Genomic DNA, 26,172 nt, shown 5'->3' on the forward strand with positions numbered 1-26,172 from the left:
GCGATGAAGCTTGGAACCAGCGCGATCATCGGCGGGGTGCTGTTCGCGCTGGCGGTCTTCGTCGGCCTGTTCGCGCCCTGGCTGGCACATACCGATCCGGTCATGGGCGCCAATCTCATGAACGCGGAGGAACCGCCGAGCTGGATCTGGTGGTTCGGCACCGATGCGCAGGGGCGGGACATCTATTCCCGCGTCGTGCACGGCGCCCGCATCTCGCTGACGGTCGGCATCGTCTCGCAGCTCGTCAACAGCATCATCGGCGTGACGCTCGGTCTGACCGCAGGCTATTGGGGCGGCTGGTGGGACGATTTCGTCAACGGGCTGACCAATGTCATGCTGGCGATCCCGTCGCTGATCTTCGCACTCGCCATCATGGCGGTGCTCGGACCCGGCCTGACCAGCCTCCTGATCGCGCTCGGCTTGACCAACTGGTCTTTCACCTGCCGGATCGCACGGGCCTCGACACTGTCGCTCAAGAGCCAGGGCTATGTGCAGGCAGCAAGAGTGCTCGGCTATGGAGATTTGCGCATCATGATCACGCAGCTGCTGCCGAACATGGTCGGTCCCATCATCGTCATCGGCACGCTCGGCATGGGTGGCGCCGTGCTGGCCGAAGCCTCGCTCTCGTTCCTCGGCCTCGGCATCCGTCCGCCCTATCCAAGCTGGGGCAGCATGCTGTCGGAGGCCCGCGACCAGATCACCACGGCGCCCTGGCTGTCGGTCTTCCCCGGGCTTGCGATCTTCCTGACGGTGCTCGGCCTCAATTTGCTTGGCGACGGCTTGCGTGACGTGCTCGATCCCCAGTCGCGGAGCCGGCGTGCATGACCACGGCTCCGCTGATCGAAGTCCAGGACCTGCGCATCGATCTCGCTGACGGCGGCAGCCATGTCGCAGCGGTCGAGGGCGTTTCGTTCCGCATCGATCGCGGCGAGACATTCGGCCTGGTCGGCGAGTCCGGCTGCGGCAAGAGCATTACGGCGCTTGCCCTGATCGGCCTGCTGCGCCGGCCGCTCTCGATCGCCGCCGGCGCCATCCGCTTCGAGGGCCGCGAAATCCAGGGACTGTCCGCGGCCGAACAGCGCGCACTGCGCGGCAACCGCATCGCGATGATCTTCCAGGAGCCGATGACCGCGCTCAATCCGGTCTCGCCGGTCGGCCGGCAGATCGCGGAAATGTTCGTGCTGCACAAGGGCAAGAGCTGGCGCGAGGCCAACCAGCTCGCGGTCGAGGCGCTGGCGAATGTCCGCGTCCCCGCGCCGGAGCGGCGGGTGAAGGATTACCCGCACCAGCTTTCCGGCGGCATGCGCCAGCGCGTCATGATCGCCATCGCCCTTGCCTGCGATCCGGATCTTCTGATCGCCGACGAGCCGACCACCGCACTCGACGTGACGGTGCAGGCCGAGATCATCGAGCTGATGCGCAATCTGTGCGCCGAGCGGGGCACCGCGATCCTGATGATCAGCCATGATCTCGGCCTGGTCGCCAATGTCTGCCGCCGCGTCGGCGTGATGTATGCCGGTCGCATTGTCGAGGAACGCCGCTCGGACGACATCTTCCGCGCCGGCGCGCATCCCTACACCCAAGGCCTGGTCGACTCGCTGCCGCGGCTGGGAAGCCGCGCGGCACTTGGCCGGGCGCGGCTCAGGGAAATCGCCGGCGTCGTACCGGCGATCGCGGACTTCCCGGCCGGTTGCCGCTTCAATCCGCGCTGCGCGCTGGCCACCGAGATCTGCCGGACCACCGTGCCCGAGACGACATGGCTGGATGCTGGCGGGCTCGTCAGGTGCCACCATCATGCCTGAACCCACGGCGAATCCCGGCGACGACGTCATCCTCAGCGTTGAGGATCTCGCGGTTCATTTTCCGCTTGGCGGCGGCCTGCTCGGCAGCGGCCGGCGGCTGCTGCGCGCGGTCGACGGCATCGATCTCGAGCTCAAGCGCGGCGAGTGCCTCGGTCTCGTCGGCGAATCCGGCTGCGGCAAGTCCACCGTCGCCCTTTCGCTGCTTGGGCTTCTGACACCGACGCGCGGCCGGATCGTGCTGGACGGCCACGTCGTGACGGAACAGCAATCGGTCGATCGAAAGCGATTGGCCCGTATCGCCCAGATGGTGTTCCAGGATCCCTACGCTTCGCTCAATCCGCGCCAGACGGTTCGCCGTACGCTTGAAGATCCGCTGCGCCTGCACGGCGTGACGGCCCAAAGCGAGATCGACGGGCGCGTTGCCGAGATGCTCAGGCATGTCGGCCTGCGGCCCGAGCAGGCCGGCCGCTACCCGCATGAATTCTCGGGCGGTCAGCGCCAGCGCATCGGCATCGCCCGCGCGCTGATCCTCAATCCGAAGATCGTCATCTGCGACGAACCGGTCTCAGCGCTCGATGTCTCGATCCGTGCCCAGATCATCAACCTGCTGCTGGAGCTGAAGGAAAGCCTCGGCCTGTCCTACATCATGATCAGCCACGACCTCGGCGTGGTCGAGCACATGAGCGACAGGGTCGCGGTGATGTATCTCGGCCGCATCGTGGAGACGGGCGGCTGGCGCGACATCTTCGAACGGCCGGCGCACCCCTATACGCAAACCCTGATCGCTGCGATTCCCGATCCGCTGCGCCGCGCACCGTTGGCGACGGCGAGGGGCGAGCTTCCCAATCCGCTTGATCCGCCGGACGGATGCGCATTCAGTCCGCGCTGTCGTTACGCCGAAACAGCGTGTCATCGCGAACCCGGGCCTTCGCTCGAGACGCGTCCGGACGGGCACGCGGTGCGATGTTGGCGGGCGGACGAGATTGCCGGTCGGCTTCCAAGCTGAATGGCGCGCCCGAGCCTCGATTTGCCTGCGGGACGCGTTTTCCACTAAGGTTGCCGGATGGCGACGGGCGGGTTGAAGATCACGACCGGCATCATTGCCGCGGTACTGGTCACTGCGGCGGTGGCTCAGGCGCGCAGCGTGCTGGCCCCGCTTGCGGCCGCCCTGTTCATCATTGCGATCGTCTGGCCCGTTCAGAAGCGGCTACAGTCGTGGCTGCCGAAACTCCTCGCGCTTGCCATCACCGTCGTCGTTACGACCACTGCCTGCGTCGCGTTTGCCTCGCTCGCGGCGTGGGGATTCAGCCGTGTCGGGCGCTCCCTGATTGCGGATGCGGTGCGATATCAAGCCTTCTACGACGCCGCGGTGATATGGCTGGACGGCCACGGCATCTCGTTCGCAGGCCTTTGGGCGGAGCATTTCAATGTCGGCTGGCTGCTGCGCGTCACGCAATACGTCACCGGCCGTGTCAACACCACGTTGAGTTTCTGGCTCATCGTGCTGGTCTATGTCGTGCTGGGACTCCTCGAGGTCGAAGACGCTGGTCGACGCATCCAGCGACTGGAGAATCGCACAGCCGCGCGCGTCTTGCTCGAGGGCAGCAAGGCTACGGCCGCCAAGTTTCGTAAATATATGCTGGTGCGGACGCAGATGAGCGCGGTCACGGGTCTCCTGGTCGGCCTGTTTGCCGCCGTGACCGGACTGCCATTCGCGTTCGAATGGGGCGTCATCGCCTTTGTCCTCAACTACATTCCTTTCATCGGCCCTTTCATCGCGACACTGTTCCCCACGCTGCTGGCCATGACGCAGTTCGACAGTTGGCCCGCGGTGTTTGGCGTATTCGCCTGTCTCAACGTCATCCAGTTCGTGGTAGGCAGCTATATCGAACCGCGGGTGGCTGGCTCGACGTTGTCGATCTCGCCATTCCTGGTGCTGTTTGCGATCTTCTTCTGGAGCTCGCTTTGGGGCCTGTTCGGGACTTTCATCGGCGTGCCAATCACGCTCGCCATTCTGACCTTCTGCGCCGAGAGTCCGTCGGCTGCATGGATCGCTGATTTGTTCGGCGGAACGCACGAAGACAGGCCGGAAACGTCCTAAAGCATGATCCGGAAAAGTGCGAAGCGGCTTTCCGAAAAGATCATGCTCAAACAAAGAGCTAAAACGCGATGACGATTCAACCAAATATCATCGCGCTTTAGCTTCCGGCAATTTCCACCCGCTCGGGCTCGGCGAGGCGGAGCTTCCGGTCCGGCCCGACCACCATTCTGTGGATATAGAAATAAGTGACGGCGTCATCGGCCGCCCCCATCACCGGCGACGGGGCAGAGACGATCTTCGACGCACCGCATGTACCGATCCAATCGATATGCCGGTGACCGTGCATCACGACCGAGCGATCGGAGAACTTTTGCAACCTGCGTACAAACCAACTGCCGTTGATCAGGGCCGTCCCGATGCGTTCGGCAAACGTCTTGACCGGCATCGGATACTCCATCAGGTGATGATGCAGCGCGATAATCCAGCATGACGTCGGGAGATGACGGATTGCGGCCTCCAATCGCCGTGTTTGGGCTTCCGAAACCAAACCGAGCGCGTTGGTGAAGGAAAAGTGGGTTTCTGCGTTGGAGTTGAGAATGGCGATCCCGAGGCCGCCATCCTGGTCCGGCGGCAGGACCATTGGGAATTGGTCGTCGAACAAGCCGCGGACCGCCATTGCACGTCGCACACCTCCGTGCTGCGCAAATTGCGTTATCCGGTCCTGGTAAGGTTCCAGCGCCTGGTTCAGCGTAGCCGATGGTTTGCCGGAACCGTCGATGACGCGCACGCGATCGCCCTGAACGGCCGCAATCGCCGACAGGGTGCGCATCTGCCGTAGCCGCTTGCCTGGGCTGAACGGCAGGTCGAGGCGCGCGGGATTGGCGCGGTCCACGACGTTAACGTCATGATTGCCCGGCAGCATGATGATGCGTGCTGCAAGCTCAGGATGCCCCGCCAATGCATCGAGAAATTCCGCCCATTCGCCGGTCCGGCCGGCATCCGTCATATCGCCGCTGATCAGCACATGGTCGAGCGGATCGACGGCGTGGATTTCCGCGAGGCGAGCCAGCACGCGATGGAAGCGTCGGTTTCCCCGCGGACCGGCCGTCCCGCTTTCGATGCGGAAGCCGTATCGCTCGCCGACCACGTGAAGGTCAGACAAATGCGCGAGGCGCCAGCAGCGGCCTCCGGGCGGCGTCCCGTCGAAGGCAGCAAGGTCGGCCGGTTGATCCATGCTGGCGTCGGCCACACTCCAGGCCAGTGATGCGACTGCAAGATAGCCGGACACCAGCACCACGGCGTTCGCGAACGTCGGCACTACAAGACGATGGATCAGAACGAGGTCATTGACGGTCGCAGTCCATTGCGAAGCAGGCCAGGCCAGGACCGCGAGCAATGCCGCACCTGCGGAGAGCAGCATGCCGGCGCCGATTGAGCAAATGCGGCGCAGCCTTATGCGAGAAGCAGGAGTTGCGCCGGTTCGCCAGAGCAGTTCCGCCAGATGGCCCAGCGCCTCGCGCGTGAAGGTGTAGCTCGGTTGCACCGCGAGCGCATTCAACGACCAGAAGTTTGTTTCTGCGATTTGAAACAGCGGTCGCCCGCCGAGCCACCCTAACGCCGCGATCACGACCAACGCCAGCACTGCCCCCACTTCGGACAACGCCAGAACGTGTTGCGAAAGGCTCGAGATCCAGGCGGACGCGACCAGCGGCGCAAGGCCGAGCAGCAGGCCGGGAAGCAGAAGGGAAACCGTCCAGGCGAATAGCAGCTTCGCCGGGCTTATCTCAACCAGAAGGCTGCCCACGATCGCGAACAACGAACGTTGTTCGGGACTGGCGGCATTGTCCTCAAAGTCGCCGTCGCGGGGATCAAGCAGCACGCCGACGTCCCTCCGTTGCGCAGCGCATTCTGACACAAACGCAGCTAACGCAGCTTCCCGAAAAACTCCCGCACCTCGCCGACGAACAGCTCGGGCTGCTCGAACGCCGAAAAATGCCCGCCCTTCGGCATCTCGCTCCAGTGCTGGATGTTGGTGAAGTTGGTCTCCATCCATTTGCGGACCGGCGTGACGATCTCCTTGGGAAACACGGCAACCCCGGTCGGCACACTGACCTTGTGCGGGGTTCGCTTGCCCGGCCCAAAGCTTTCCCAATACAGCCGCGCTGACGATGTCGCCGTCTCGGTGACCCAGTACAGCATCACGTTGTCGAGCAGCTCGTCGCGGCTGAGGATGTTTTCCGGATGCCCGTCGCAATCGGTCCAGGCCCAGAACTTCTCCAGGATCCATGCCGCCTGCCCGCTCGGTGAATCCGTCAGGCCATAGCCGAGCGTCTGCGGCCGGGTGGACTGCTGCTTCGAATAGCCGGAATCCCAGTCGGCATAATATTTGATGCCGTTGAGCGCACGTGTCTCCTCCGGCGTCGGCTGCCCCTCGACATTGGGCCGCGTCGACATCGCAAGCGTGATGTGGATGCCGCCGCAATGCGCCGCGTCCTGGCCGCCGATCGCGGTCGTGACCGCCGAGCCCCAATCGCCCCCTTGCGCGAAATAGCTGGTGTAGCCGAGCCGCTGCATCAGGACGGCCCAGGCGCTGGCGATCCGGTCGACGCCCCAGCCTGTCTCAGTAGGCTTGGCCGAGAAGCCGAAGCCCGGCAATGATGGGCACACCACATGGAACGCATCCGCGGCACTGCCGCCATGCGCCGTTGGATCGGTCAGCGGTTCGATCACCTTGTGAAATTCGACCACCGATCCCGGCCAACCATGCGTGATGATCAGGGGCCGCGCCTCCGGATGCTTCGAGCGAACATGGATGAAATGGATGTCGAGCCCGTCGATCTCGGTGGTGAACTGGCTGAACCGATTGAGCCGCGCCTCGCGCTGCCGCCAATCATAGGTCTCGGCCCAATACTGGCAGACGTCCTTGATCCATTGCAGCGGCGCGCCCTGGCTCCAATCGTCGACCAGTTCGGCTTCCGGCCAGCGGGTCCGGCGTAGCCGGGTGCGCAGGTCCTCAAGGACATCGTCGCTGACGGCGATACGAAACGGGCTGATGGCGGTATTCATGGCGTCTCCCCGGCGTGCAGAGCTGTCCGGGAAAGATAGGATCAGAACATCAGCCGATCAAACTACCGGCTGACGCTATTTGCCGATCGCCGTCTCCAGAAGCGACTGGGCCTGTTTGGTGGCCGCGGCGAAGGCCGGCTGCTGTGGCGCCTGCTGGACGAAGCACCGCTTGAATGCGTCCTCGCCTTGCTGATGCAGGTCGCCGAGCTTGTCATAGGCTGCCTTGCTGATCTGCTTGCGCTCGAGCTTCTCGGCCGCCGCATCGGCCTTCCTGTTATAGTCGGTGCGGATCGCGGTGCAGGCCGGCACCTGCACGGTGGGCTCGATCTCGCCATAGGCGATGTAGACCTTGCCGTCGGCGAGCGCTGCGACGAAAACCTCGTCGGCGGCCTCGGGCGTCGAGTCCTGGGTGCGGCCGGCCAGAAAACCGTAGGTAACCGTGGCCGACGCCGGCTTGGCGACCGGCAGTTCGTTGAAGTTGATCACGGCCGCATCGGTCGAGATCGCCTGGGTATAGAGGCCCTCGAACTTCAGCGCCGGTTCGATCTGCTGCGGCACGTTCTTGCTGCCCTTGTCCCACCAGGTCTTGTGCTCGTGCAGCCAGCGGGTGAACAGGGATTCTGACGTGACGATGATATGGGCTTTCGGCTCGACGAAGCTGCCGTCGGCGCGCTTCTCGCCGATCTTGGCGCCGTCCCTGCCGGTATCGGCGTCGAAGCGCAGGCCGTCCAGCATGCCGAACCCCATGTCGCCCCTATATAGAGTGTCGAGATTGAGCTGGGCGGGCGCAAAGCCCGGCCGGGCGGGCTGGGACAGGATCGCGACCAGCTGCCCCTTGAGCTCGTCGCGCGCGGCCGCCTCGGCCTTGTCGACGGTCTCGTTGATCTTGTTGTCGTTCGACAGCTTGGCGAATTTGGCGATCGCGGCGTCACGCGTCGCGATGTAGCGATCTTCCGGCGACGCGGCACTGGCCGGCGACAGGGTCAGGATCGGGAAGAGGACGAGGGCAAGGCGGCAAATAAAATGCATGCCCTGTGGTCGCCCGCAGGGCATGCAAGGTTCAAGGTCACGGGTACTACCAGCATATCCGCCGCCGGCAGGCCCTCTGCCGGCGCCGAATCTCGTCAGGCCGCCCCTATCAGGCGGCTTTGGATTTCGCGACGTGGGTGGCGATCGCGTCCATCAACGCCGGCGACAGGCAGTCATAGGGCTCGAGCCCAAGCTCCTTCAGGCGCGACCGGATCCCGGCCATATCGGCCGGCTTGACGCCGGACTCGATCACCGACGACACGAAGGCGGCAAATCCCGGTGCCGCCGAGCCTTGCTCCTGGAACAGCTCGGGATGGATGAAGTCGAGGCCATAGAACGGATGGCCCTTGTTCTCGATCCGGCCGTACATGTGGGTGCCGCATCCGGTGCATGCATGGCGCTGGATCACCGCGGCGGCATCCACGATCTTCAGCTTGTCGCCGTTCTCCAGCACGGTGACGTTCTCGCGCGGCACGACTGCGACCACCGAGAAGGTGGCGCCCGAAGGCTTCCAGCACTTGGTGCAGCCGCAGGCATGGTTGTGGGCGACATCGCCCTTGATCCCGACCTTGACCTTCTTGTCCGCGCATTTGCAGACGAGCGTGCCGCCGGCAAAACTGCCTGAGCCTTGTTTGACGCCATTGTCGACCGACGGGTGGATATGAACAGTCATTGGTCTATCCTCCTAGTGCTTGGTGTTTTGATTTCAGAATACGACGACCGAACGGATCGACTTGCCCTCGTGCATCAGGTCGAAGCCCTTGTTGATCTCGTCGAGCTTGAGCACATGGGTGATCATCGGATCGATCTGGATCTTTCCGTTCATGTACCAGTCGACGATCTTCGGCACGTCGGTGCGACCGCGCGCGCCGCCGAACGCGGTGCCCTTCCAGACCCGCCCGGTGACGAGCTGGAACGGCCGGGTCGCGATCTCCTTGCCGGATTCCGCAACGCCGATCACGACCGAGACGCCCCAGCCGCGATGGCAGGCTTCCAGCGCCTGGCGCATCACATTGGTGTTGCCGGTGCAGTCGAAGGTGTAGTCGGCGCCGCCGTCGGTCAGGCCGACCAGATGCTGGACGATGTCACCCTGCATCTTGGTCGGGTTGACGAAATGCGTCATGCCGAACTGGCGGCCCCAGGCATCCTTCGCGTCATTGATGTCGACACCGATGATCTTGTCGGCGCCGACCATCTTGGCGCCCTGGATCACGTTGAGGCCGATGCCGCCGAGACCGAACACGACGACGTTGGAGCCCGGCGTCACCTTGGCGGTGTTGACCACCGCGCCAACGCCGGTGGTGACGCCGCAGCCGATGTAGCAGCTCTTGTCGAACGGCGCGTCCTCGCGAATCTTGGCCACCGCGATCTCGGGCAGTACGGTGAAGTTCGAGAAGGTCGAGCAGCCCATGTAGTGGAAGACCGTCTTGCCCTTGTAGCTGAAGCGCGAGGTGCCGTCGGGCATCACGCCCTTGCCCTGGGTGGCGCGGATCGCGGTGCAGAGATTGGTCTTCTGGCTCAGGCAGCTTTTGCACTGGCGGCATTCCGGCGTGTAGAGCGGGATCACGTGATCGCCCGGCTTGACCGACGTCACACCGGCGCCGACTTCGCGGACGATGCCGGCACCTTCATGCCCGAGGATCGAGGGGAAGATGCCTTCGCTGTCGAAGCCGTCGAGCGTATAGGCATCGGTGTGACAGATGCCCGTCGCCTTGATCTCGACCAGGACCTCGCCGGCCTTCGGGCCTTCCAGGTCGAGCTCGACGATCTCAAGCGGCTTCTTGGCTTCGAATGCGACTGCGGCGCGGGTCTTCATCTTGGTCTCCACAAAACATCAAACAGGTTTGTCATTCGCGCCGGTCACGCTCACTTCTTGTCGTTGTGGCCCATGCAGGCGTCTTCCGCCTTGCCGTAGGCTTCCGATTTGTCTTCGTGCTTGGCCGGCCGTACGCGCCCAACCGCATCATTGGAACGAGCGCGCAGGTACACATAGAGGTCGTCCATGTAGCAAGCAACGTTCGGATTGTCGCCGAACGCGGGCATGACGTTCTCCTGCGACGTCGAGACGTTCTTGCGTCCGCTCGCGACCACGCCGAGAAAATCGGCATAGTTCATGCTCTTCAGCGAGTCCTTCAGCGCAGGCGCGTACGTCGAACCCATGCCATCCGGCCCGTGGCAAACGTGGCATTCCGAATGGTAGCGCCGATATCCGGAGTAGGTGTACCAATCCACGGTCCCGTCAGCCTCAATCTTGTAGGTCGGGTTGCCGTCTTTATCGAGATACTTGCCGTCCTCGGATTTGACCGCTGTCGGGTCGCCGGGAGCTTCGGCAAAGGCAACTCCTCCCATTGCCACGACCAAGATCGCAGCAGTCACAAACCAGATCTTACGCAAAAGCATATCCTCGCGTGCGGATTGACAACGGACCGGCGCATGGAGATCGCCCCATGCGCCGGAACGAGGGTTGCTCAGCTCACTGCTGCGGCAGCGAGAACACGGTGAGCGTTCCGCCGAGCGCGGTGTAGTTGCTCAGCGCCGCATAGCCGCCGACTGCACCGAGACCGGCCGTCGGATCGGTCAGACCGGCCGCGAGGCCGATGCCTGCCCAACCGCCAACACCCGACAGAACGGCGACGTACTGCTTGCCGTTGTTCTCATAGGTGGTGACGTTGCCGATGATGCCGGACGGGGTCTTAAACTTGTAGAGCTCCTTGCCCGTCTTGGCGTCGACTGCCTTCAGATAGCCTTCCAGCGTGCCGTAGAACACAACGCCGCCGCCGGTCGCGAGCGCACCGGACCAGACCGAGAACTGCTCCTTGTTCGACCAGACGATCTTGCCGGTCTTGCCGTCCCAGGCGATGAAGTTGCCCATGTTGGTCTCACCGGGAGGCGGATACATCGACAGCGTCGCGCCGACATAGGGCTGACCTGCGGTGTAGCTCACCTTGAACGGCTCGTAGTCCATGCAGACGTGGTTGGTCGGCACGTAGAACAGTTGCGTGTCCGGCGAGTAGGCTGCCGGCTGCTCGTCCTTCGAACCCAGCGCCGCCGGGCAGATGCCCTTGACGTTGTGGTCCTCGCCGGCCTTGTCGGTCGACGCTGCGTCGAGAACCTTCGGACGACCATAGGTCGGCGAGCTCTTGTTCATGTCGACGCCGGAGGTCCAGTTCACCTTCGGATCATACTTGTCGGCGACCAGCAGTTCGCCGGTGGCGCGATCGAGCGTATAACCGAGGCCGTTACGATCGAAGTGCGTCAGCAGCTTGCGCGCCTTGCCGTCGATCGACTGATCCGAGAGGATCATCTCATTGACGCCGTCATAGTCCCATTCGTCGTGGGGCGTCATCTGATAGACCCACTTGGCAACGCCGGTATCCGGGTTGCGCGCCCAGATCGTCATCGACCACTTGTTGTCGCCGGGACGCTGCTTCGGATTCCAGGTCGAGGGGTTGCCCGATCCGTAGTAGACGAGGTTAAGTTCGGGATCGTACGAGATCCAGCCCCAGGTCGCGCCGCCGCCGATCTTCCACTGATCGCCTTGCCACGTCTTCAGGCTCGAGTCCTTGCCGACCGGCTTGCCGAGTTCCGTGGTCTTGTCGTCGACCAGGATCTGGTCATCCGGACCTTCCGAGAATCCGCGCCAGACCAGCTTGCCGGTCTTGATGTCGTAGGCGCTCATGTGGGCCTGAACGCCGAACTCGCCGCCGGAGATGCCGATCAGCACCTTGTCCTTGATCACCATCGGTGCCGAGGTGCCGGTCGAACCCTTGCTGGGATCGCCGTTCTTCACCGACCATTCGACCTTGCCGGTCTTGGCATCGAGCGCGACCAGTGTGGTGTCGGCCTGGTGCAGGAAGATCTTGCCGTCACCATAGGCGACGCCGCGATTGACCGTGTCGCAGCACATCACCGGAATGACGTTCGGATCCTGCTTCGGCTCGTATTTCCAGACGATCTGGTTGTCCTTCGAAAGGTCAATAGCGTAGACCTTGTTGGGGAACGGGGTATGCACGTACATCATGTTGCCGATGATCAGCGGGCCGCCTTCGTGGCCGCGCAGCACGCCGGTCGAAAACGTCCAGGCGACCTGCAACTTTCCGACGTTCGAGGCGTTGATCTGATTCAGCTTCGAGTAACGCTGATTGGTGTAGTCGCCGGTCGGCATCACCCAGTCCTTCGGGTTCTGCGACATCTTGTGGAGTTCGTCATTGGCGCTGGCAGCACCGACGGCAAACACCGCCATTGCCCCAAGACCGGTCGCGTAAAGCATCTTGCGCATCGTGGATTTCCTCCCAGGTTCAAGAGCTCAAGGGTTTCCGCCGAAACGGCCCCACTTCTTCCATTTTGGTTCCCCAGTCGTAGTCCGATCGAGCCCTGCTGACTTGCCCAATAGAGAAGAGCCGTTTGCTCAAAAGCGAAGCTGCGACAGATTTTTGCAGGCCCGCCCCGAATTGGCAGGACAGGTTGCTTCATGTTGCAGGGCATCAATGCGGGCCGCTGCAATTCGAGCGCCAGATCGACGCGTGCTAAGGTTGCGCTTGACGAGTCCAGAACTAAGTCGGAGGATCGCCCGGCCGTAACCGGGAAGAAATCCCGCCGCCTCCCTAAACTATTCAGAATCAGGGAGAAGGCGCATCATCCGGGCCAGACTCAAACGCGGTTGGCGGTCACGTTGGGGATCGAATCGGTGGCTGGAAAGATGTCCGATACAGTCCATTCACTCAGCACGAACGGATTGACGCCCAAGCGGCAGATCCAGCGCTGGTCGGATGCGCTCACTGACCTCTGCGGTCAGTTCGACGTCGACGCGCTCGAGGGGTCCTCGCTCGAGGGCCGGATCAATTTCACGACGGTCTCGCGCTTGAAGCTGTGCCAGATCGAGGCAAGCCAGCACCGGATCGCGCATACCATCTCGCGCATCAAGCTGAGCGAGCATCCCTACATCAAGATCGTCTTCCAGACCCACGGCGTGTCGCATTTCGAGCAGGACGGCTTGCACTTCGACATCATGCCGGGCGACTGCTTCGCCTACGACGTGTCCTGTCCGCATACCATCATCAGCCCGTCCCTGACGCGCCATGAGGTCGTCATCGTTCCAAAGGACCTGCTCAAGGAGCGCGGCTTCCAGCTCTCCAAGATGGCGCCGTGCAAGCTCTCGGCGCGCAACGGCACCGGCCGCATCGCCTATGATTTCGTCCATGCCGCGTTCGGCGAGGCGCCGACGCTGACCCCGGTGAATGCGGTCGGCGTCGCCGATGCGCTGATCGACCTGCTGCTGTTGCCGCTGCGCGAGACCGGCGCCATGTTCGACCGCGGCAGTGCCGAGGCCACCTATGTGCGGGCCCAGGGCTTCATCCGCGAGCATCTGCGCGATCCAGATCTGTGCATCGACCGCATTTCCGCGGCGCTCGGCTGCTCCAAACGGTATCTGCACATGCTGTTCAGCGATCGCGGCATGACGGTCAGCGATTACATCTGGAAGGCCCGGTTGCAGAACTGCCGTCAGGAGCTGGAATCCCAGAACGGCAAGACCATCACCGACGTCGCATTCTCCTGGGGCTTTTCGAGTTCCTCGCATTTCAGCCGCGTGTTCCGAAAGTATTTCGGCATCGCGCCCTCCTCGGTCCACAAGGGTCTGCACGGCGGCCTGCCGGCGGATGTGGTGCTGGAATAGTGCTGCTGCCCGGCGTGCAGGCGTCACGCCATGCTGTCCGCCCTCAAACTCTCCTCGATCAAAGCTTTCTCCTCAATCAAGGCTTGGGCGCGCAACCTCAAACGCGACAGCGTTGCGCTCTATTTCGCATCGCGTGACCCGCGCGTACCGTGGTACGCAAAGGCCCTCGCGATCGCCATCGCAGCCTATGCGCTCTCGCCGATCGACCTAATTCCGGATTTCATCCCGATCATCGGCTATCTCGACGATCTGATCCTGCTGCCGTTTGGCATCTGGCTTGCCATCTCGCTCATTCCAGATGACGTGATGGCGGAATGCCGCGCCAATGCCAGCGCGGTATTGCAGCGCCCGACCAGTCGGGCGGGAATGATCGCAATCATCGTGCTCTGGATCGCCGGCGCATTGGCACTGGCGTGGGCCGCTTTCAAATACTGGCCGCGGTAGCAGCCTTCGGCACCAGCGCTTCGACCGTCACGCCATCATCGGTGGAGTTGATCTTGAGCGAGCCGCCGAGCGCGAGGATCCGTTCCTGCATGCCGGTCAAACCGCGCCCAAGCCTGTGATCCCTTAGCAGCCCGCGGCCATTGTCGCGAACCCGCACCAGCGCGCAGCCGCGGCTGCCGCGCAGGCCGGTCTGCCGCTCCGCGGGCTCGATCGTGATATCGACCGCCGTCGCGCCGGCGTGACGGAACACGTTGGTGAGGGCTTCCTGAACGATGCGATAGATCGTCAGATCGGCCATCTCGCCGGTATCACCGAGATCAGGCGAAATTCGGCTGTCGATCTCCACCTCCGGGTGCGTCTCGCTCCACAACCGCACCAGCGCGCCAAGCGCTTCCGCAAGCCCGAGCTCGGCCAACCCTACCGGCCGCAATCGCTCCAGGATGCGGCGGGTAAACTGCTGGAGCGCATTGACCTGCTCGAGGATGGCGTTGCCGTGCTTGCGCAATGCCGCAGGGTCAGCCTTGTCCACCTCCGACAGTCGGGTCAGCGCGCCGGCATGTGCGCGCAGCGCAAACAGATAGGGCCCGAACTCATCGTGCAGCTCGCGCGCGATCTCCTTGCGCTCGGAATCCTGCAGCGAGACGGCACGTTCGGCGAGCTGCCGTTTGCTGTCCACGGCCTCGCCGAGCGTCGCCGCCAAATGGTTCAGTTTGGCACATATCGCCGCCAATTCAGGCGAGCCGCCGGGCTCGACCCGCGCGTCGTAATCCCCGGCCTCGATGCCGATCATGGCCTGCGACAATGCCTCCAACGGCGCCAATGCACGGCCGACAACAAGCATGGTGACCAAGAAAAGCGCGAGCGCGATCGCGGAGCCGACTTCGAGCTGGGTGACGATGCCGTCCCAGATCTCGGCGATTTCGTCGTCGGGATGCGAGGTGATGACAAGCGATTGCGGCTTGCCGTGGACCGAGATCGGCACCCGCACCGAGGTCTGCTCGGGATGAACCAGCGCGACGAACCACTCCGGCGGAGCGCGCGGATCGGTGGGCTCCTCAGCTCGCTCGGGAGACTTTGCGGTCGCGTCATCCTGCCGCGTGATGCTGACGTGACGCAGCCGGCTCAGGTCCTGCACGATCCGGTCGAGCCGCGCATCCGGATCCGGCGCCTCGTCGAGACCAGCCACGATGGTCGTAACAAACTCGCGCGCCAGCCTGATAACACTTTGGTCTTCTGCCTGTACGCGAGGTCCCGCCTCCAGCACCAGGCGCGCGATATTGATGCTCAATCCAAGCGCCAATATCAGCGCCAACAGCAGGTTGATCCGTGCGCGCAAGGATAGCTTTTGCCACATGACGTTGCCCCCGACCGCGATCCCTCCTCCGAGAGGATCGTTGACAGCCAAATTTGCCCGGCTATCTAATCGCACCCTATCGCAATCCCGTGCGAGGTGCACAACCGGTCGGAACCGAGGTGTTCTTCGTGCAAGCCGACGTGACGACACGTGAATCGAAGCAGGTCGCCGGAACAACGCCATGCGCATTCTGATCGTTGATGATCATCCCATCGTTGCCTCCGGCTGTCGCACCGTGTTCGCCGACGATCCCGAGATCATCCTGCTCGAAGCATCGGATGCCGAGAGCGGCGAGCGCGCGTTCGTCGCGGAGAAGCCTGATCTCTGCGTGATCGACATCAACCTGCCCACCGTCTCCGGCTTCGAGCTGGCCCGGCGCATCCTGACCCGTGATGCCTCCGCGCGCCTCATCATGTTCAGCATGAACGACGACCCGGTGTTCGCCGCCCGTGCCATCGACATCGGCGCCAAGGGCTACGTCTCGAAGACCGGCGACCCCAATGATCTGGTCGAGGCGGTGCGCGAGGTCGGCAATGGCGGCGTCTATCTGCCGCCGGCGATCGCCCGCAATGTCGCCTTTGCCCGGCCGGGCTTTGCGCAAAATCCGCTCTCCAAACTCACGTCGCGCGAGATGGAGATCCTGCGCCTGCTCAGTTCCGGCAAGAGCCTGTCGGAGATCGCCTGGCTGGTGCATTCGTCATACAAGACGGTCGCGAACACGTCATCGATCATGCGCCAGAAGCTTGGCGTGCGCACCTCGGCCGAGCTGGTGCGCCTCGCGATCGAGAGCGGTGTCGGCTGACGCCGCGCGCCAACACAGAGGAATACGACGATGCAGACGGTTTCCCAGAACAAGTCGCATGGCGGCACGCAGGGCGTCTACCGGCATCCGAGCCGCGAGACCAGGACCGACATGACCTTCTCGGTGTTCATCCCGGAGCATGCAGCCGGCGCCAAATTGCCTGTCGTCACCTACCTGTCGGGCCTGACCTGCACGCACGCAAACGTCACCGAGAAGGGTGAATTCCGCGAGGCCTGCGCGGAGCTCGGCCTGATCTTCGTTGCGCCCGATACCAGCCCGCGCGGCGAAGGCGTCCCCGGCGATCCCGCCAACGCATATGATTTCGGCCTCGGCGCCGGCTTCTATGTCGATGCGACCGAGCAGCCGTTTGCGACCAATTACCGGATGTGGAGCTACGTCACCGAGGAATTGCCGAAGCTGATCGCCGAGCAATTCCCGGTCGATACGACCCGACAATCGATCCTCGGTCATTCCATGGGCGGCCACGGCGCGCTGACGGTGGCGCTGCGCCATCCCAACCGCTATCGCGCGGCCAGCGCATTCGCGCCGATCGTGGCGCCGTCGCAGGTGCCGTGGGGCAACAAGGCGCTCGGCGGCTATCTCAGCGGCAACAAGCAGGCGTGGCGCAAGCATGATGCGGTCGCGCTGATCGAAGACGGCGCCCGCTTCTCCGATCTGCTGGTCGATTACGGCGACGCCGACGGCTTCCTCACCGAACAGCTACGGCCCGAGCTCCTGAAAGCTGCCTGCGAGAAGGCCGACATTCCCCTCACCTTGCGGCGTCAGCCGGGCTACGACCACAGCTACTACTTCATCTCGACCTTCATGGCCGATCATCTGCGCTGGCACGCCGCGCGGCTGAAAGCGTGATCCTTCCCGCGCCAAAGCGGCGTGATACAAAAATGTCGAAAACAACCCCATGCAAAGGGGCCGGTTCCGGTGTTCGACCAGACGACTTGACACGTCGGGCAACTCAGGGGTATATTTCTAATATTCAGAAATCATCCAAGCATCCGTCGCTCATCGTGCCTGCGGGGCGCCGTAGTTCGGCGCGAGCAGACGGTTGCGCACGAGATAGGCGGTGGCGCGCGACCAGGATTCGTCGGTGTTGCCGCGCATGTCGGCACTCGCCGCGGCCACCAACTGCCCGGTATGCACGTCCCGCAGGTACAGATTGATGTTGAGGATGAGGTTGGAGACCTTCTGTACCACGCCGGTCATCGCGAGGTCGGCCCCGAGCTCGCCGGCCAGCTTCACGTCGCATCCGCCGCAGGCCTGAAGATTGCTGCCGTGCGCCGCAGCATTGACGGGCGCGATATCGAGCACGCGGAACTTGCCGGAGTCCGCGAGCTCCTTGCGCACCTGGTCGCCGGCCCGGAGCAGCCGCGCCTGCTCGTCGGTGCGCGGCCCGTTCATCTCTCCCTGCAGGCTGGTGTCGATCAACTCGAGATCGAACACCGCGAGCTTGGGCGGTTCGGCTCGCACCGCCCCCGCCGACATCGCCAGCAACGATACGACCAACGCGAACGCTGTTCTCATGATTGTGAACCAATCGAAATTTGGTACCTGGCAACGACAAAAAGCGGGGTTGCAAGCCAGGCCAATTCGGTCATCTTGCACGTCAACGCATGGTGCGACAATGCCATGCCCGAATGAACAAGGACTGCGGGAGGAGTTATGTTCCGATGGTTGATCGGCACGATCGCGCTCAGCATGATGGCGACCGGAGCGCTGGCGGCTGATCCCGTCGAGATCCATATCGGCTATCTCGGCCATGCCGGCGTCAAATCGACGCTCTCGCTGGTCGAGCAACCGGCCGACAATGACGGCATCGCCGGCGCGCGGCTTGCGATCGAGGACAACAATACGACCGGCAAATTCCTCAACCAGCGCTTCACGCTCGACGAGGTCAAGGTCAAGGACAGCGACGATGTCGCCAGGGTCGCAACCGATCTCGCCGGCCGCAACGACTACATCATCACCGACCTGCCCGCCGACGCACTGCTCAAGGTCGCCGATGCGCTGCGCGATCGCGGCACCGTGCTGCTGAATGCCGGTGCGATCGACGACCGGCTGCGCGAGCAGGACTGCCGCGCCAACATTATCCATGTCGCGCCGACCCGCTCGATGCTGGCGGACGCGCTCGGCCAATACCTGGTGTGGAAGCAGTGGAAGCGCTGGCTGCTGGTGGCAGGCTCGCACGACCAGGACAAGCTCTACGCCGATGCGCTGCGCCGCGCCGCCATCCGTTTCGGCGCCAAGATCGTCCAGGAGCGAACCTTCGAGGACACCGGCGGCGCGCGCCGCACCGACTCCGGCGTAACGCTGATCCAGCGCCAGATGCCGGTATTCACGCAGCAGGCACCGGCCTACGACGTGCTCGTCGCTGCCGACGAGAGCGAGGTGTTCGCGAACTATCTGCCCTACCGGACCTGGGACCCGCGACCCGTGGCGGGCTCGGCGGGGCTGGTGCCGACCAGCTGGGACGCGGCACATGACCAGTGGGGTGCGGTCCAGATCCAGAACCGCTTCGTCAAGCTGAACATGCGCCGCATGACGGCGCTCGATATGCAGGCCTGGACCGCCGCGCGCATGATCGGGGAAGCCACGTCCCGCACCAATTCGGGGGATTCCAAGAAGGTCATCGCTTTCCTCAAGAGCAAGGATTTCTCGATCGCCGCCTTCAAGGGCACGCGACTGACCTTGCGCGACTGGAATCTGCAGCTGCGCCAGCCGATCCTGCTGGCCGACGGTCGTATGGTCGTTTCGGTCTCGCCGCAGGAAGGTTTCCTGCATCAGGTCTCCGAACTCGACACCCTCGGAGTTGACCGGCCTGAAACGAAGTGCAAGCTGCAGTGAGGGAGATGAAACGCATGTGGCGCCGCCGTCTGTTGACCGGGATGCTCGTTTGGCTTGCCGCGACACCGGCGTCCGCTTTTGTTGCCTATGTCTCGAATGAGAAAGGCAACACGGTTACCGTGATCGACACCACTAGCTGGACGGTGACAAAGACCATCAAGGTCGGCCAGCGGCCGCGCGGCATCGAGTTCTCGCGCGACGGCAAGTTCGTGATGGTCGCGGTCGGCGACGACGACACCATCCAGGTGATCGACACCAAGACCCAGGAGATCGTCGACACCCTGCCCTCCGGCCCCGACCCCGAATTGTTCACCCAGGATGCCGCCGGCAAGACCATGTATGTCGCCAACGAGAACGACAACACGGTCACCGTGATCGATCTCGAGAAGCGCGCCCGGCTTGGCGACATCCAGGTCGGTGTCGAGCCCGAGGGCATGACCATCAGCCCCGACGGCAAGATCCTGATCAACACGTCTGAGACCACCAACATGGCGCATTTCATCGACACCACGACGCGCCAGATCGTCGCCAATGTGCTGGTCGATTCGCGGCCGCGCTTTGCCCAGTTCAAGCGCGACGGCTCCGAATTGTGGATCTCCTCCGAGATCGGCGGCACGGTGTCGATCATCGATCCGGTCAAGCGCGAGGTAACCGGCAAGATCACCTTCGAGATTCCCGGCCTGCGTAACGAGGCGATCCAGCCGGTCGGCATCGGCATGACCAAGGACGGCAAGACCGCGTTCGTCGCCCTCGGCCCCGCCAACCGCGTCGCGGTGGTCGATGGTGCGACCCACAAGGTGCTCAAATATCTCCTTGTCGGCCAGCGGGTCTGGCACATGGATTTCACCCCGGACGAGAAATATCTGATGGTCACCAACGGCGTTTCGAACGACGTCTCGGTGATCGACGTCGCGGCCCAGAAGGTGATCAAGACCATTCAGGTCGGTGAGCTTCCGTGGGGGATCACGATCGCGCAGCCATGACCGCAACCGACACCCATATCGCGAGCCAGCCTTCGCCGGATGCAGGCACCGTAGCGGCGGTGCAGCCGGCGCTGTCGATCGGCAATGTCAGTCACAGCTACGGTCCGCGCCGCGCGCTGATCGATGTCAATTTCACGGTTCGGCCCGCGAGCTTCACCGCGCTGCTCGGCCTCAACGGCGCGGGCAAGAGCACGCTGTTCTCGCTGGTGACGCGGCTGTTCGGCATCCAGAACGGCCAGATCAAGATCTTCGGTCACGACATCAGCCGGACGCCCGGTGAAGCGTTGCGGCTGATGGGCGTGGTGTTCCAGCCGCGCACGCTCGATCTCGACCTTTCGCTGACGCAGAACCTGCTCTATCACGCCGCGCTGCACGGCATCTCGCGGCGCGAGGCGCGGCAGCGCAGCGCCGAGGTGCTCGGCCGTATCGGCCTTGCCGACCGCGCCGGCAGCAAGGTGCGTGACCTCTCGGGCGGCCAGATGCGGCGGCTCGAGATCGCCCGCGCATTGCTGCACCGTCCGCGGCTGCTGCTGCTCGACGAAGCCACCGTCGGGCTCGACGTCAAGGCGCGCGCCGACATTCTCGACCATGTCCGCCAGCTGGTCACCGAGCAGGGCATCGGCGTGCTCTGGGCAACCCATCTGTTCGACGAGATCATGCCGGGCGACGACCTCGTGGTACTGCACCAGGGCCGGATGCTGGCGCACGGCCCGATGTCGCGCGTCATCGCGGATGCCGGCGCCCAGGACGTCAACACCGCGTTCATGCGCCTGACCGGAACGGCAACCCTCACCGGAAAACCGCCAACATGAGCAGCACGACGGCTACGCCCGAGCGACGCGGCTTCTCGGTGTCGGAATACATCGTCTGCCTGAACGGCATCGTGTGGCGCGAGGCGCTGCGCTTCCTGCATCAGCGCGAGCGCTTCGTCTCGGCACTGGTCAGGCCGCTGGTCTGGCTGTTCATCTTCGCGGCCGGCTTCCGCCAGGTGCTCGGCATCTCGATCATCCCGCCCTACGAGACCTACATCCTCTACGAGGTCTATATCGCGCCCGGCCTGATGGCGATGATCCAGCTGTTCAACGGCATGCAATCCTCGCTGTCGATGGTCTATGACCGCGAGATGGGCAACATGCGCACGCTGCTGGTCAGCCCACTGCCGCGCGGCTATCTGTTGTTCTGCAAGCTGCTCGCCGGCACCGCGGTGTCGCTGCTGCAGGTCTACGCCTTCCTGCTGATCGCGTGGTTCTGGGATATCACGCCGCCGACCATCGGCTACCTCACCGTGCTGCCGGCGCTGGTGCTGTCGGGACTGATGCTCGGCGCGCTGGGGATGCTGATCTCGGCCAGCATCAAGCAGCTGGAGAATTTCGCCGGGGTGATGAACTTTGTCATCTTCCCGATGTTCTTCGCATCGTCGGCCCTCTACCCGCTCTGGCGCGTGCAGGAAGGCAGCCCGATGCTGTACTATGTCTGCCAGTGCAATCCTTTCACGCACGCCGTGGAGCTGATCCGGTTTGCGCTCTACGGCAAGATGAACTGGGTTTCGCTCGCGGTGGTCGGCGGCTGCACGGTGGTATTCATGATCGGCGCGATCCTGGCTTACGATCCGTCGCGCGGCCTGGTGCGCCGCGGACCCGGCGGAGGCGAGGCGTGACAGGCTGGCGAACAGGACGTGGCGCACTGCTCGCAATGGTGCTGTCGAGCCAGGTCGCAACGGCCGCGGATCCGCGTTACCCGGACTGGCCCTGCCAACAGGCCAAGGTGCCGGAGATATCGCTCGCCGCGGTGTGGGCCGGACCGCCGCTCGGGGATGCCGAGACCAAGTGGAGGGACGACCCGAAGGTCAGCGCACTCGCGACCAAGCTCGCGGCGCGCCGTATTCCGCTCGAGGATGCGCAGAAGCAGATCGCCGAGTTCCTGCAGTCCGCCGCAGCCGACAAGGCCAATGCGGGAAAATTGCTGTTCGCGGGCCTGTTCGATACGCTCAATGGGCAGCGGGCCTCGGTGATGAATGGACTCGAACGCGTGATGCGCAAGCAGCGCGAGGCCGCGGAGAAGATTCGCGACGATACGATCAAGCTGCAGGCATTGCAGGACGCCACGCCGCCGGATCAGGCCAAAGTCGACGAGCTCGGCAACCAATTGGTCTGGGAGACGCGCATCTTCGAGGACCGCGGGCGGGTGGTGAAATTCGTCTGCGAGGTGCCGACCACCATCGATCAACGGCTGTTTGCGCTCAGCCGCACCATCCAGCAGGAACTGGATTGAGGCCTCCGCCCGATCGCCCCGGCAATCATTGACCTGTTCCCAGCCGCTTCTTGACCGCGCCGGTCCGGAACCAACCGCGCTACCCGTTCGTTGTCTCCAACTATATCTGAAGTTGGGAGACCTCGATGAGAGCAGCCAAGATCGTCATGACCAGCCTCGCCGCCGCGAGCCTGATCACCTCAGCGGCTTTCGCCCAGCAACCGTTGACTGGAATTGTCACCAAGATTGACCGATTGAATGGAACCATCTCGCTCCAGCAGACGCAAAGCGGAACGGTGGGCGCGGCCGGCGGCGCGATGCTGGAATACAAGGTATCCAAGGGTCAGTCCCTGGAGGACTTCCACGCCGGCGACAAGGTAACGTTCACCACCTCAGACAGCGATGGCGGCAAGACCATCAACAAGCTCGACAAGCAGAAATAACCGGCACGACGCGTGAGGACGGGCTCAATGCTCGCCCTCGCGCGGCTCGGGCTCCGATTCCGCCAGCGGCAATTTGGCGCGTCCCCAGCCGTCGGTTCCTTCCGGATACCACGCCACGTTGCGGTAGCCGTAGGACAGCACGCGCTTGGCCGCGTTCCACGACATCCAGCAATTCTCCTGGCAGTAGATCACGAGCAATTTGGCCTTGTCGTCGCCGGAGGCGCGGGCCAGGCCGCGTTGCAGATAGCCCTCGGTCGATGCGGCGAGCTTGCCGTAGCCGGTGTCGGGCAGCCAGATGCTGCCGGGAATGTTGAGATGCGGCCGCTCGCGCCACACCGTGCCGGCGGGCAGGGTTGGCTTCGGCGCGCGTGGCAGCACGTCGACGAAGGCACCGGACTTGTCGCGCCAGATCGCTGCCGCGTCATCCGTCGTGAGCACGCGTGCGCCGGCGAGCGTGGCCGGCACCGGTGCGCGGTAGTCCTCGGTGCGATACCCTTCGGGCTCCGCAGGCTGGTCCTGCGCGCGGACAGGCGAAGCGGCGACCACCAGCACCGCCAGGATGGCCGCGAACCTGATCATGGCGACTTGGTTGCGCTCTCCGGCCCGATCGGACGGTCGTTCTCGTCGAGCAGCGGAACGCCGAAGTCGAGCAGGATCTTGTTGATCGCGGGCTGGTTCTCCTGGATCAGGCGATTGAGCTGCCGCTTCCAGTTCTGATCGGACCCGCGCACACCCATGCCGATGCGATACACCAGCTTCGGGCCCGTGGTCTCCTTGACCAGCGGCGTGACATGCAGCGGCGGGTTCGCCTTCTTGGCATAATAGCCCGCCATCGGCCCCCACAGGATGCCGGCATCGATCTCGCCCTTGTCGAGATCGTTCATCATCGCCTCAGCCGACGAATCGTAGCGCGTGTCGATCATCAGCGGATATGGCTTCGCATTGCCCATCAGCCCGTTGATGGCCATGTTGGTCGCGGGCGGCGTTCCGGCGACGATGCCGATATGCTTGCCCTTCAGCCGCTCATCCTCGAGCGTCGTGACCTCATCCAATCCGCTGCCCGGCTTGGCGACGATCGCGTAAGCCGTGCGGTAATATGGGTTGGTGCCTTGTGCGAGATCATCGCCTTGCGGGAATCCCATGATCACGTCGCAGCGATGCGAGCCGAGGGTGACCCGCACGAAGCCGGTCGCCTGCGGGAAATACATGTAGTCGAGCTTCTTCTGCAGCTTCTCAGCGAACAGCTCGCCGATCTTGTTCTCAAAGCCTTCGCCCTTGTCGTTCGAGAACGGCAGGTTGCGCGGATCGGCACAGATGCGGAGCACCTTGGGATCGACCAGCTCGATGGAGAGCTCGCCCTGCTCATTGACCTGTGCACGCGCGATGTCGCGGCCGGCGAGACAGGCGATGAAACCGACAAGCGCGAACAGGACAGGACGGCATCCGACAACTCTCATGACGCGGTCTCCTCTCGAGCGGACAGGTCACCGTGGTCAAGCAATTGCCCGGCGCGCCATGACGTGCAACAGGGATAATGATTGCGACGGCGCCGCGTTGCTTGTTGCAGCGCAAACGGACGTGAGACGACATCGTTCGCGCGTCCCGGAGAAACTGAGGCGGAAACATGGCTCATGGCGGTTCGGTGCTTGCGCTGCTCCTGATGCTTTGGGCGCCGACCATAGCGCGGGCGCAAGAGGCGGAATTGCCTGTGAGCGAAGTCGCCCCCGGAATATTCGTTCACACCGGCGTCACTGCATTGATGACGCGCGAGAACGAGGGCGCCATCGCCAATGTGGGGTTCGTGATCGGCGATAGCGCCGTCGCCGTCATCGACACCGGCGGCAGCGTCCGCGAAGGGCGGCAATTGCTCGCCGCGGTGCGCAGCCATAGCGACAAGCCGATCCGCTACGTGATCAACACCCACGCGCATCCGGACCACAGCTTCGGCAACGCGGCGTTCGTGGCTGACGGGACCAGCTTTGTCGGCCACAAGGCCCTGCCCCGCGCGCTGGCGGCGCGCGGGCAGTTCTATCTCGACGGGTTTCGGCGCACCATGGGCGATGCCTTGATCGACGAGGTGCGGATCATTCCACCGACCGTGCTGGTCGAGGACACGCTCAAGCTCGACCTCGGCGGACGGAGCCTCACCCTGAAGGCCTGGCCGCCCGCCCACAGCGACAACGACCTCACCGTATTCGACGAACGCAGCGGCACCCTGCTCGCCGGCGACATGGTGTTTCTCGAGCATATTCCCGTGGTCGACGGCAGCCTCAAGGGCTGGCTGCGCGCGCTCGACCAGCTCGCCGCAATTCCCGCCGAGCGCGTGGTTCCCGGTCACGGGCCCGTGAGCGCGTGGCCTGCGGCGCTCGCCGATGAGCGGCGTTATCTCGAGACGCTGGCCGCGGACATTCGTGCACTGGTCAAAAGCGGCAAGCCGATCACGGCTGCGGCGGAGCACGCCGCGGCAGCCGAGCGTCCGCGCTGGCAATTGTTCGACGATTACAACGCCCGCAACGCAACTGCAGCATTCTCGGAAATTGAATGGGAGTAGCTGTTGGTCCTATAATGAGCTGGATGCATAGGATTCCGCGAACATGACCGGACATCGCGCCCGCCTGTTTTGCATCGCCAGCCTCGTTGCGATCGCGCTGGGCACACCGGCTGCGCCCGCGGCGGAGACCTATGATCCCTGGCCGGGTCTCGTCCAGGACATCTTCAGCAACCGTCCGATGAATGACGGCAATGATGTCATCGGCATCGAGATGCCGGCGCGCGCCGAGGATGCGGCGATCGTTCCGGTGACACTGCGCACCAAGCTATCGCCCGGCGACAGCCGCCGCGTCGTCGCCATCACGCTCGTGATCGATGAGAACCCGGCGCCGATGGCTGCGAAATTCACGCTGGCCCCGGACGCCAACGTTACCGAGATCTCGACGCGAGTCCGCGTCAACAACTACACCAACGTGCATGCCGTCGCGGAGCTCAGCGACGGCAAGCTCTATGTCAGCAAGGTCTATGTCAAGGCATCCGGCGGCTGCTCGGCGCCGGCCGGCAAGAATGTCGAGGAAGCCAAGAACCGTCTCGGCCAGATGCGCTATCGCCAATTCACGAAGGCCGAACAGGGAGCGGCGACAAGCACGCGCGAAGCCCAGATCATGATCGGGCATCCGAACAATTCAGGCCTGCAGATGGACCAGGTCACGCAGCTCTATATCCCGGCCTTCTTCGTCAACGAGCTGCACATCTGGCAGGACGACAGTCCGGTGCTGGCGATGGAGGGCGGAATCTCGATTTCCGAGGATCCCAACATCCGCTTCACCTACGTCTCGAACGGCGCCAGGCGCTTCCGCGCCGAAGCCAAGGACACCGACGGGCACGTCTTCGAGCACGAATGGAAGATCGAGAATCCCGGGACCTGAAGGGTC

At 63.7% G+C, this 26,172-nt stretch carries 27 protein-coding genes; 16 read left to right on the forward strand and 11 right to left on the reverse strand.

Annotation, left to right across the window (positions count from 1 at the left end; all coding sequences use genetic code 11):
- Nucleotides 1–3 precede the first annotated feature (3 nt).
- Genes JQ507_23415 through JQ507_23430 form a run of 4 tightly spaced genes read left to right on the forward strand, consistent with a single transcriptional unit; the run spans nucleotide 4 to nucleotide 3,903 of the window.
- Nucleotides 4–825, forward strand: coding sequence for an ABC transporter permease (locus JQ507_23415; GenBank protein ID QRI67897.1), 822 nt, complete (start codon nucleotides 4–6; stop codon nucleotides 823–825).
- Nucleotides 822–1,802 (forward strand): ABC transporter ATP-binding protein, encoded by a 981-nt coding sequence (locus JQ507_23420; protein ID QRI67898.1) that lies wholly within the window; start codon nucleotides 822–824, stop codon nucleotides 1,800–1,802. Before JQ507_23415 ends, JQ507_23420 begins: the two co-directional genes overlap by 4 nt.
- Entirely contained in the window at nucleotides 1,795–2,808 is a 1,014-nt protein-coding gene (locus JQ507_23425) for an ATP-binding cassette domain-containing protein (GenBank protein QRI67899.1), read from the forward strand. Before JQ507_23420 ends, JQ507_23425 begins: the two co-directional genes overlap by 8 nt.
- A 57-nt stretch (nucleotides 2,809–2,865) precedes the next feature.
- On the forward strand, nucleotides 2,866–3,903 hold the full coding sequence (locus JQ507_23430) for an AI-2E family transporter (protein QRI67900.1): 1,038 nt from the start codon (nucleotides 2,866–2,868) through the stop codon (nucleotides 3,901–3,903).
- Nucleotides 3,904–4,000: 97 nt separating this feature from the next.
- Here the strand turns inward: JQ507_23430 and JQ507_23435 are convergent, their stop codons facing one another.
- The 7 genes from JQ507_23435 to JQ507_23465 form a co-directional block, all read right to left on the reverse strand.
- Nucleotides 4,001–5,758, reverse strand: coding sequence for a metallophosphoesterase (locus JQ507_23435; protein ID QRI67901.1), 1,758 nt, complete (start codon nucleotides 5,756–5,758; stop codon nucleotides 4,001–4,003).
- A gap of 8 nt (nucleotides 5,759–5,766) precedes the next feature.
- Nucleotides 5,767–6,909, reverse strand: coding sequence for an epoxide hydrolase (locus JQ507_23440; protein QRI67902.1), 1,143 nt, complete (start codon nucleotides 6,907–6,909; stop codon nucleotides 5,767–5,769).
- 75 nt (nucleotides 6,910–6,984) lie between these two features.
- Entirely contained in the window at nucleotides 6,985–7,938 is a 954-nt protein-coding gene (locus JQ507_23445; protein ID QRI67903.1) for a hypothetical protein, read from the reverse strand.
- Nucleotides 7,939–8,047: 109 nt separating this feature from the next.
- Nucleotides 8,048–8,611 (reverse strand): S-(hydroxymethyl)glutathione synthase, encoded by a 564-nt coding sequence (gene gfa / locus JQ507_23450; GenBank protein QRI67904.1) that lies wholly within the window; start codon nucleotides 8,609–8,611, stop codon nucleotides 8,048–8,050.
- Nucleotides 8,612–8,644: 33 nt separating this feature from the next.
- Nucleotides 8,645–9,754: an S-(hydroxymethyl)glutathione dehydrogenase/class III alcohol dehydrogenase gene (locus JQ507_23455; GenBank protein QRI67905.1), complete on the reverse strand. Its 1,110-nt coding sequence runs from the start codon at nucleotides 9,752–9,754 to the stop codon at nucleotides 8,645–8,647.
- A 50-nt stretch (nucleotides 9,755–9,804) separates the two neighbouring features.
- On the reverse strand, nucleotides 9,805–10,287 hold the full coding sequence (locus JQ507_23460; GenBank protein ID QRI73473.1) for a c-type cytochrome, methanol metabolism-related: 483 nt from the start codon (nucleotides 10,285–10,287) through the stop codon (nucleotides 9,805–9,807).
- Between the two features lie 124 nt (nucleotides 10,288–10,411).
- Complete coding sequence (locus tag JQ507_23465) at nucleotides 10,412–12,217, reverse strand: methanol/ethanol family PQQ-dependent dehydrogenase (protein ID QRI67906.1); 1,806 nt, start codon at nucleotides 12,215–12,217, stop codon at nucleotides 10,412–10,414.
- A 420-nt stretch (nucleotides 12,218–12,637) separates the two neighbouring features.
- Here JQ507_23465 and JQ507_23470 point away from each other — a divergent pair, with 420 nt between their 5' ends.
- On the forward strand, nucleotides 12,638–13,612 hold the full coding sequence (locus JQ507_23470) for a helix-turn-helix domain-containing protein (GenBank protein ID QRI67907.1): 975 nt from the start codon (nucleotides 12,638–12,640) through the stop codon (nucleotides 13,610–13,612).
- A 30-nt stretch (nucleotides 13,613–13,642) separates the two neighbouring features.
- Nucleotides 13,643–14,056, forward strand: coding sequence for a DUF1232 domain-containing protein (locus JQ507_23475; GenBank protein QRI67908.1), 414 nt, complete (start codon nucleotides 13,643–13,645; stop codon nucleotides 14,054–14,056).
- Here the strand turns inward: JQ507_23475 and JQ507_23480 are convergent.
- On the reverse strand, nucleotides 14,037–15,410 hold the full coding sequence (locus JQ507_23480; protein QRI67909.1) for a HAMP domain-containing protein: 1,374 nt from the start codon (nucleotides 15,408–15,410) through the stop codon (nucleotides 14,037–14,039). The genes JQ507_23475 and JQ507_23480 overlap by 20 nt on opposite strands.
- 181 nt (nucleotides 15,411–15,591) lie before the next feature.
- Between JQ507_23480 and JQ507_23485 the strand changes: the two genes are divergently transcribed.
- Together JQ507_23485 and fghA are read left to right on the forward strand one after the other, a co-directional pair.
- Nucleotides 15,592–16,212, forward strand: coding sequence for a response regulator transcription factor (locus JQ507_23485; GenBank protein ID QRI67910.1), 621 nt, complete (start codon nucleotides 15,592–15,594; stop codon nucleotides 16,210–16,212).
- 30 nt (nucleotides 16,213–16,242) lie between these two features.
- On the forward strand, nucleotides 16,243–17,082 hold the full coding sequence (fghA, locus tag JQ507_23490) for an S-formylglutathione hydrolase (protein QRI67911.1): 840 nt from the start codon (nucleotides 16,243–16,245) through the stop codon (nucleotides 17,080–17,082).
- 150 nt (nucleotides 17,083–17,232) lie between these two features.
- Here fghA and JQ507_23495 read toward each other — a convergent pair whose 3' ends face one another.
- Nucleotides 17,233–17,712 (reverse strand): DUF3280 domain-containing protein, encoded by a 480-nt coding sequence (locus JQ507_23495; protein ID QRI73474.1) that lies wholly within the window; start codon nucleotides 17,710–17,712, stop codon nucleotides 17,233–17,235.
- A gap of 177 nt (nucleotides 17,713–17,889) precedes the next feature.
- Between JQ507_23495 and JQ507_23500 the strand changes: the two genes are divergently transcribed.
- The 6 genes from JQ507_23500 to JQ507_23525 all read left to right on the forward strand — a co-directional run bounded on the left by JQ507_23500 (nucleotide 17,890) and on the right by JQ507_23525 (nucleotide 22,747).
- Nucleotides 17,890–19,071, forward strand: coding sequence for an ABC transporter substrate-binding protein (locus JQ507_23500; protein ID QRI67912.1), 1,182 nt, complete (start codon nucleotides 17,890–17,892; stop codon nucleotides 19,069–19,071).
- A 5-nt stretch (nucleotides 19,072–19,076) separates the two neighbouring features.
- Nucleotides 19,077–20,054, forward strand: a complete 978-nt coding sequence (locus JQ507_23505) for a YVTN family beta-propeller repeat protein (GenBank protein QRI67913.1) — start codon at nucleotides 19,077–19,079, stop codon at nucleotides 20,052–20,054.
- A 59-nt stretch (nucleotides 20,055–20,113) separates the two neighbouring features.
- The gene (locus JQ507_23510) at nucleotides 20,114–20,866 is read left to right on the forward strand and encodes an ATP-binding cassette domain-containing protein (GenBank protein ID QRI73475.1); all 753 of its coding nucleotides are present in this window, start codon (nucleotides 20,114–20,116) and stop codon (nucleotides 20,864–20,866) included.
- Nucleotides 20,863–21,711: an ABC transporter permease gene (locus JQ507_23515; protein QRI67914.1), complete on the forward strand. Its 849-nt coding sequence runs from the start codon at nucleotides 20,863–20,865 to the stop codon at nucleotides 21,709–21,711. The genes JQ507_23510 and JQ507_23515 overlap by 4 nt, the downstream gene beginning before the upstream one ends.
- Before the next feature lie 35 nt (nucleotides 21,712–21,746).
- Complete coding sequence (locus JQ507_23520; GenBank protein QRI73476.1) at nucleotides 21,747–22,325, forward strand: hypothetical protein; 579 nt, start codon at nucleotides 21,747–21,749, stop codon at nucleotides 22,323–22,325.
- A gap of 125 nt (nucleotides 22,326–22,450) precedes the next feature.
- Complete coding sequence (locus JQ507_23525) at nucleotides 22,451–22,747, forward strand: copper-binding protein (GenBank protein QRI67915.1); 297 nt, start codon at nucleotides 22,451–22,453, stop codon at nucleotides 22,745–22,747.
- Between the two features lie 24 nt (nucleotides 22,748–22,771).
- Here JQ507_23525 and JQ507_23530 read toward each other — a convergent pair whose 3' ends face one another.
- Together JQ507_23530 and JQ507_23535 are read right to left on the reverse strand one after the other, a co-directional pair.
- Entirely contained in the window at nucleotides 22,772–23,326 is a 555-nt protein-coding gene (locus JQ507_23530) for a PQQ-dependent catabolism-associated CXXCW motif protein (GenBank protein ID QRI67916.1), read from the reverse strand.
- Nucleotides 23,323–24,204 (reverse strand): substrate-binding domain-containing protein, encoded by an 882-nt coding sequence (locus JQ507_23535; protein QRI67917.1) that lies wholly within the window; start codon nucleotides 24,202–24,204, stop codon nucleotides 23,323–23,325. Before JQ507_23535 ends, JQ507_23530 begins: the two co-directional genes overlap by 4 nt.
- Nucleotides 24,205–24,371: 167 nt before the next feature.
- Between JQ507_23535 and JQ507_23540 the strand changes: the two genes are divergently transcribed.
- A complete protein-coding gene (locus JQ507_23540) occupies nucleotides 24,372–25,298 on the forward strand; it encodes a quinoprotein relay system zinc metallohydrolase 2 (protein QRI67918.1) in 927 nt (308 codons plus the stop codon).
- Nucleotides 25,299–25,341: 43 nt separating this feature from the next.
- A complete protein-coding gene (locus JQ507_23545) occupies nucleotides 25,342–26,166 on the forward strand; it encodes a quinoprotein dehydrogenase-associated SoxYZ-like carrier (GenBank protein ID QRI67919.1) in 825 nt (274 codons plus the stop codon).
- Nucleotides 26,167–26,172 lie beyond the last annotated feature (6 nt).

It is taken from the genome of Bradyrhizobium sp. PSBB068, assembly GCA_016839165.1.
Classification (GTDB): domain Bacteria; phylum Pseudomonadota; class Alphaproteobacteria; order Rhizobiales; family Xanthobacteraceae; genus Bradyrhizobium.

Coding starts and splice junctions, on each gene's coding strand:
- JQ507_23415 (QRI67897.1), top strand. CDS start 4: ATGAAGCTTGGAACCAGCGCGATCATCGGCGGGGTGCTGTTCGCGCTG.
- JQ507_23420 (QRI67898.1), top strand. CDS start 822: ATGACCACGGCTCCGCTGATCGAAGTCCAGGACCTGCGCATCGATCTC.
- JQ507_23425 (QRI67899.1), top strand. CDS start 1,795: ATGCCTGAACCCACGGCGAATCCCGGCGACGACGTCATCCTCAGCGTT.
- JQ507_23430 (QRI67900.1), top strand. CDS start 2,866: ATGGCGACGGGCGGGTTGAAGATCACGACCGGCATCATTGCCGCGGTA.
- JQ507_23440 (QRI67902.1), bottom strand. CDS start 6,909: ATGAATACCGCCATCAGCCCGTTTCGTATCGCCGTCAGCGACGATGTC.
- JQ507_23445 (QRI67903.1), bottom strand. CDS start 7,938: ATGCATTTTATTTGCCGCCTTGCCCTCGTCCTCTTCCCGATCCTGACC.
- gfa (QRI67904.1), bottom strand. CDS start 8,611: ATGACTGTTCATATCCACCCGTCGGTCGACAATGGCGTCAAACAAGGC.
- JQ507_23455 (QRI67905.1), bottom strand. CDS start 9,754: ATGAAGACCCGCGCCGCAGTCGCATTCGAAGCCAAGAAGCCGCTTGAG.
- JQ507_23460 (QRI73473.1), bottom strand. CDS start 10,287: ATGGGAGGAGTTGCCTTTGCCGAAGCTCCCGGCGACCCGACAGCGGTC.
- JQ507_23465 (QRI67906.1), bottom strand. CDS start 12,217: ATGCGCAAGATGCTTTACGCGACCGGTCTTGGGGCAATGGCGGTGTTT.
- JQ507_23470 (QRI67907.1), top strand. CDS start 12,638: ATGTCCGATACAGTCCATTCACTCAGCACGAACGGATTGACGCCCAAG.
- JQ507_23475 (QRI67908.1), top strand. CDS start 13,643: ATGCTGTCCGCCCTCAAACTCTCCTCGATCAAAGCTTTCTCCTCAATC.
- JQ507_23480 (QRI67909.1), bottom strand. CDS start 15,410: ATGTGGCAAAAGCTATCCTTGCGCGCACGGATCAACCTGCTGTTGGCG.
- JQ507_23485 (QRI67910.1), top strand. CDS start 15,592: ATGCGCATTCTGATCGTTGATGATCATCCCATCGTTGCCTCCGGCTGT.
- fghA (QRI67911.1), top strand. CDS start 16,243: ATGCAGACGGTTTCCCAGAACAAGTCGCATGGCGGCACGCAGGGCGTC.
- JQ507_23495 (QRI73474.1), bottom strand. CDS start 17,712: ATGTCGGCGGGGGCGGTGCGAGCCGAACCGCCCAAGCTCGCGGTGTTC.
- JQ507_23500 (QRI67912.1), top strand. CDS start 17,890: ATGTTCCGATGGTTGATCGGCACGATCGCGCTCAGCATGATGGCGACC.
- JQ507_23505 (QRI67913.1), top strand. CDS start 19,077: ATGAAACGCATGTGGCGCCGCCGTCTGTTGACCGGGATGCTCGTTTGG.
- JQ507_23515 (QRI67914.1), top strand. CDS start 20,863: ATGAGCAGCACGACGGCTACGCCCGAGCGACGCGGCTTCTCGGTGTCG.
- JQ507_23520 (QRI73476.1), top strand. CDS start 21,747: ATGGTGCTGTCGAGCCAGGTCGCAACGGCCGCGGATCCGCGTTACCCG.
- JQ507_23525 (QRI67915.1), top strand. CDS start 22,451: ATGAGAGCAGCCAAGATCGTCATGACCAGCCTCGCCGCCGCGAGCCTG.
- JQ507_23530 (QRI67916.1), bottom strand. CDS start 23,326: ATGATCAGGTTCGCGGCCATCCTGGCGGTGCTGGTGGTCGCCGCTTCG.
- JQ507_23535 (QRI67917.1), bottom strand. CDS start 24,204: ATGAGAGTTGTCGGATGCCGTCCTGTCCTGTTCGCGCTTGTCGGTTTC.
- JQ507_23540 (QRI67918.1), top strand. CDS start 24,372: ATGGCTCATGGCGGTTCGGTGCTTGCGCTGCTCCTGATGCTTTGGGCG.
- JQ507_23545 (QRI67919.1), top strand. CDS start 25,342: ATGACCGGACATCGCGCCCGCCTGTTTTGCATCGCCAGCCTCGTTGCG.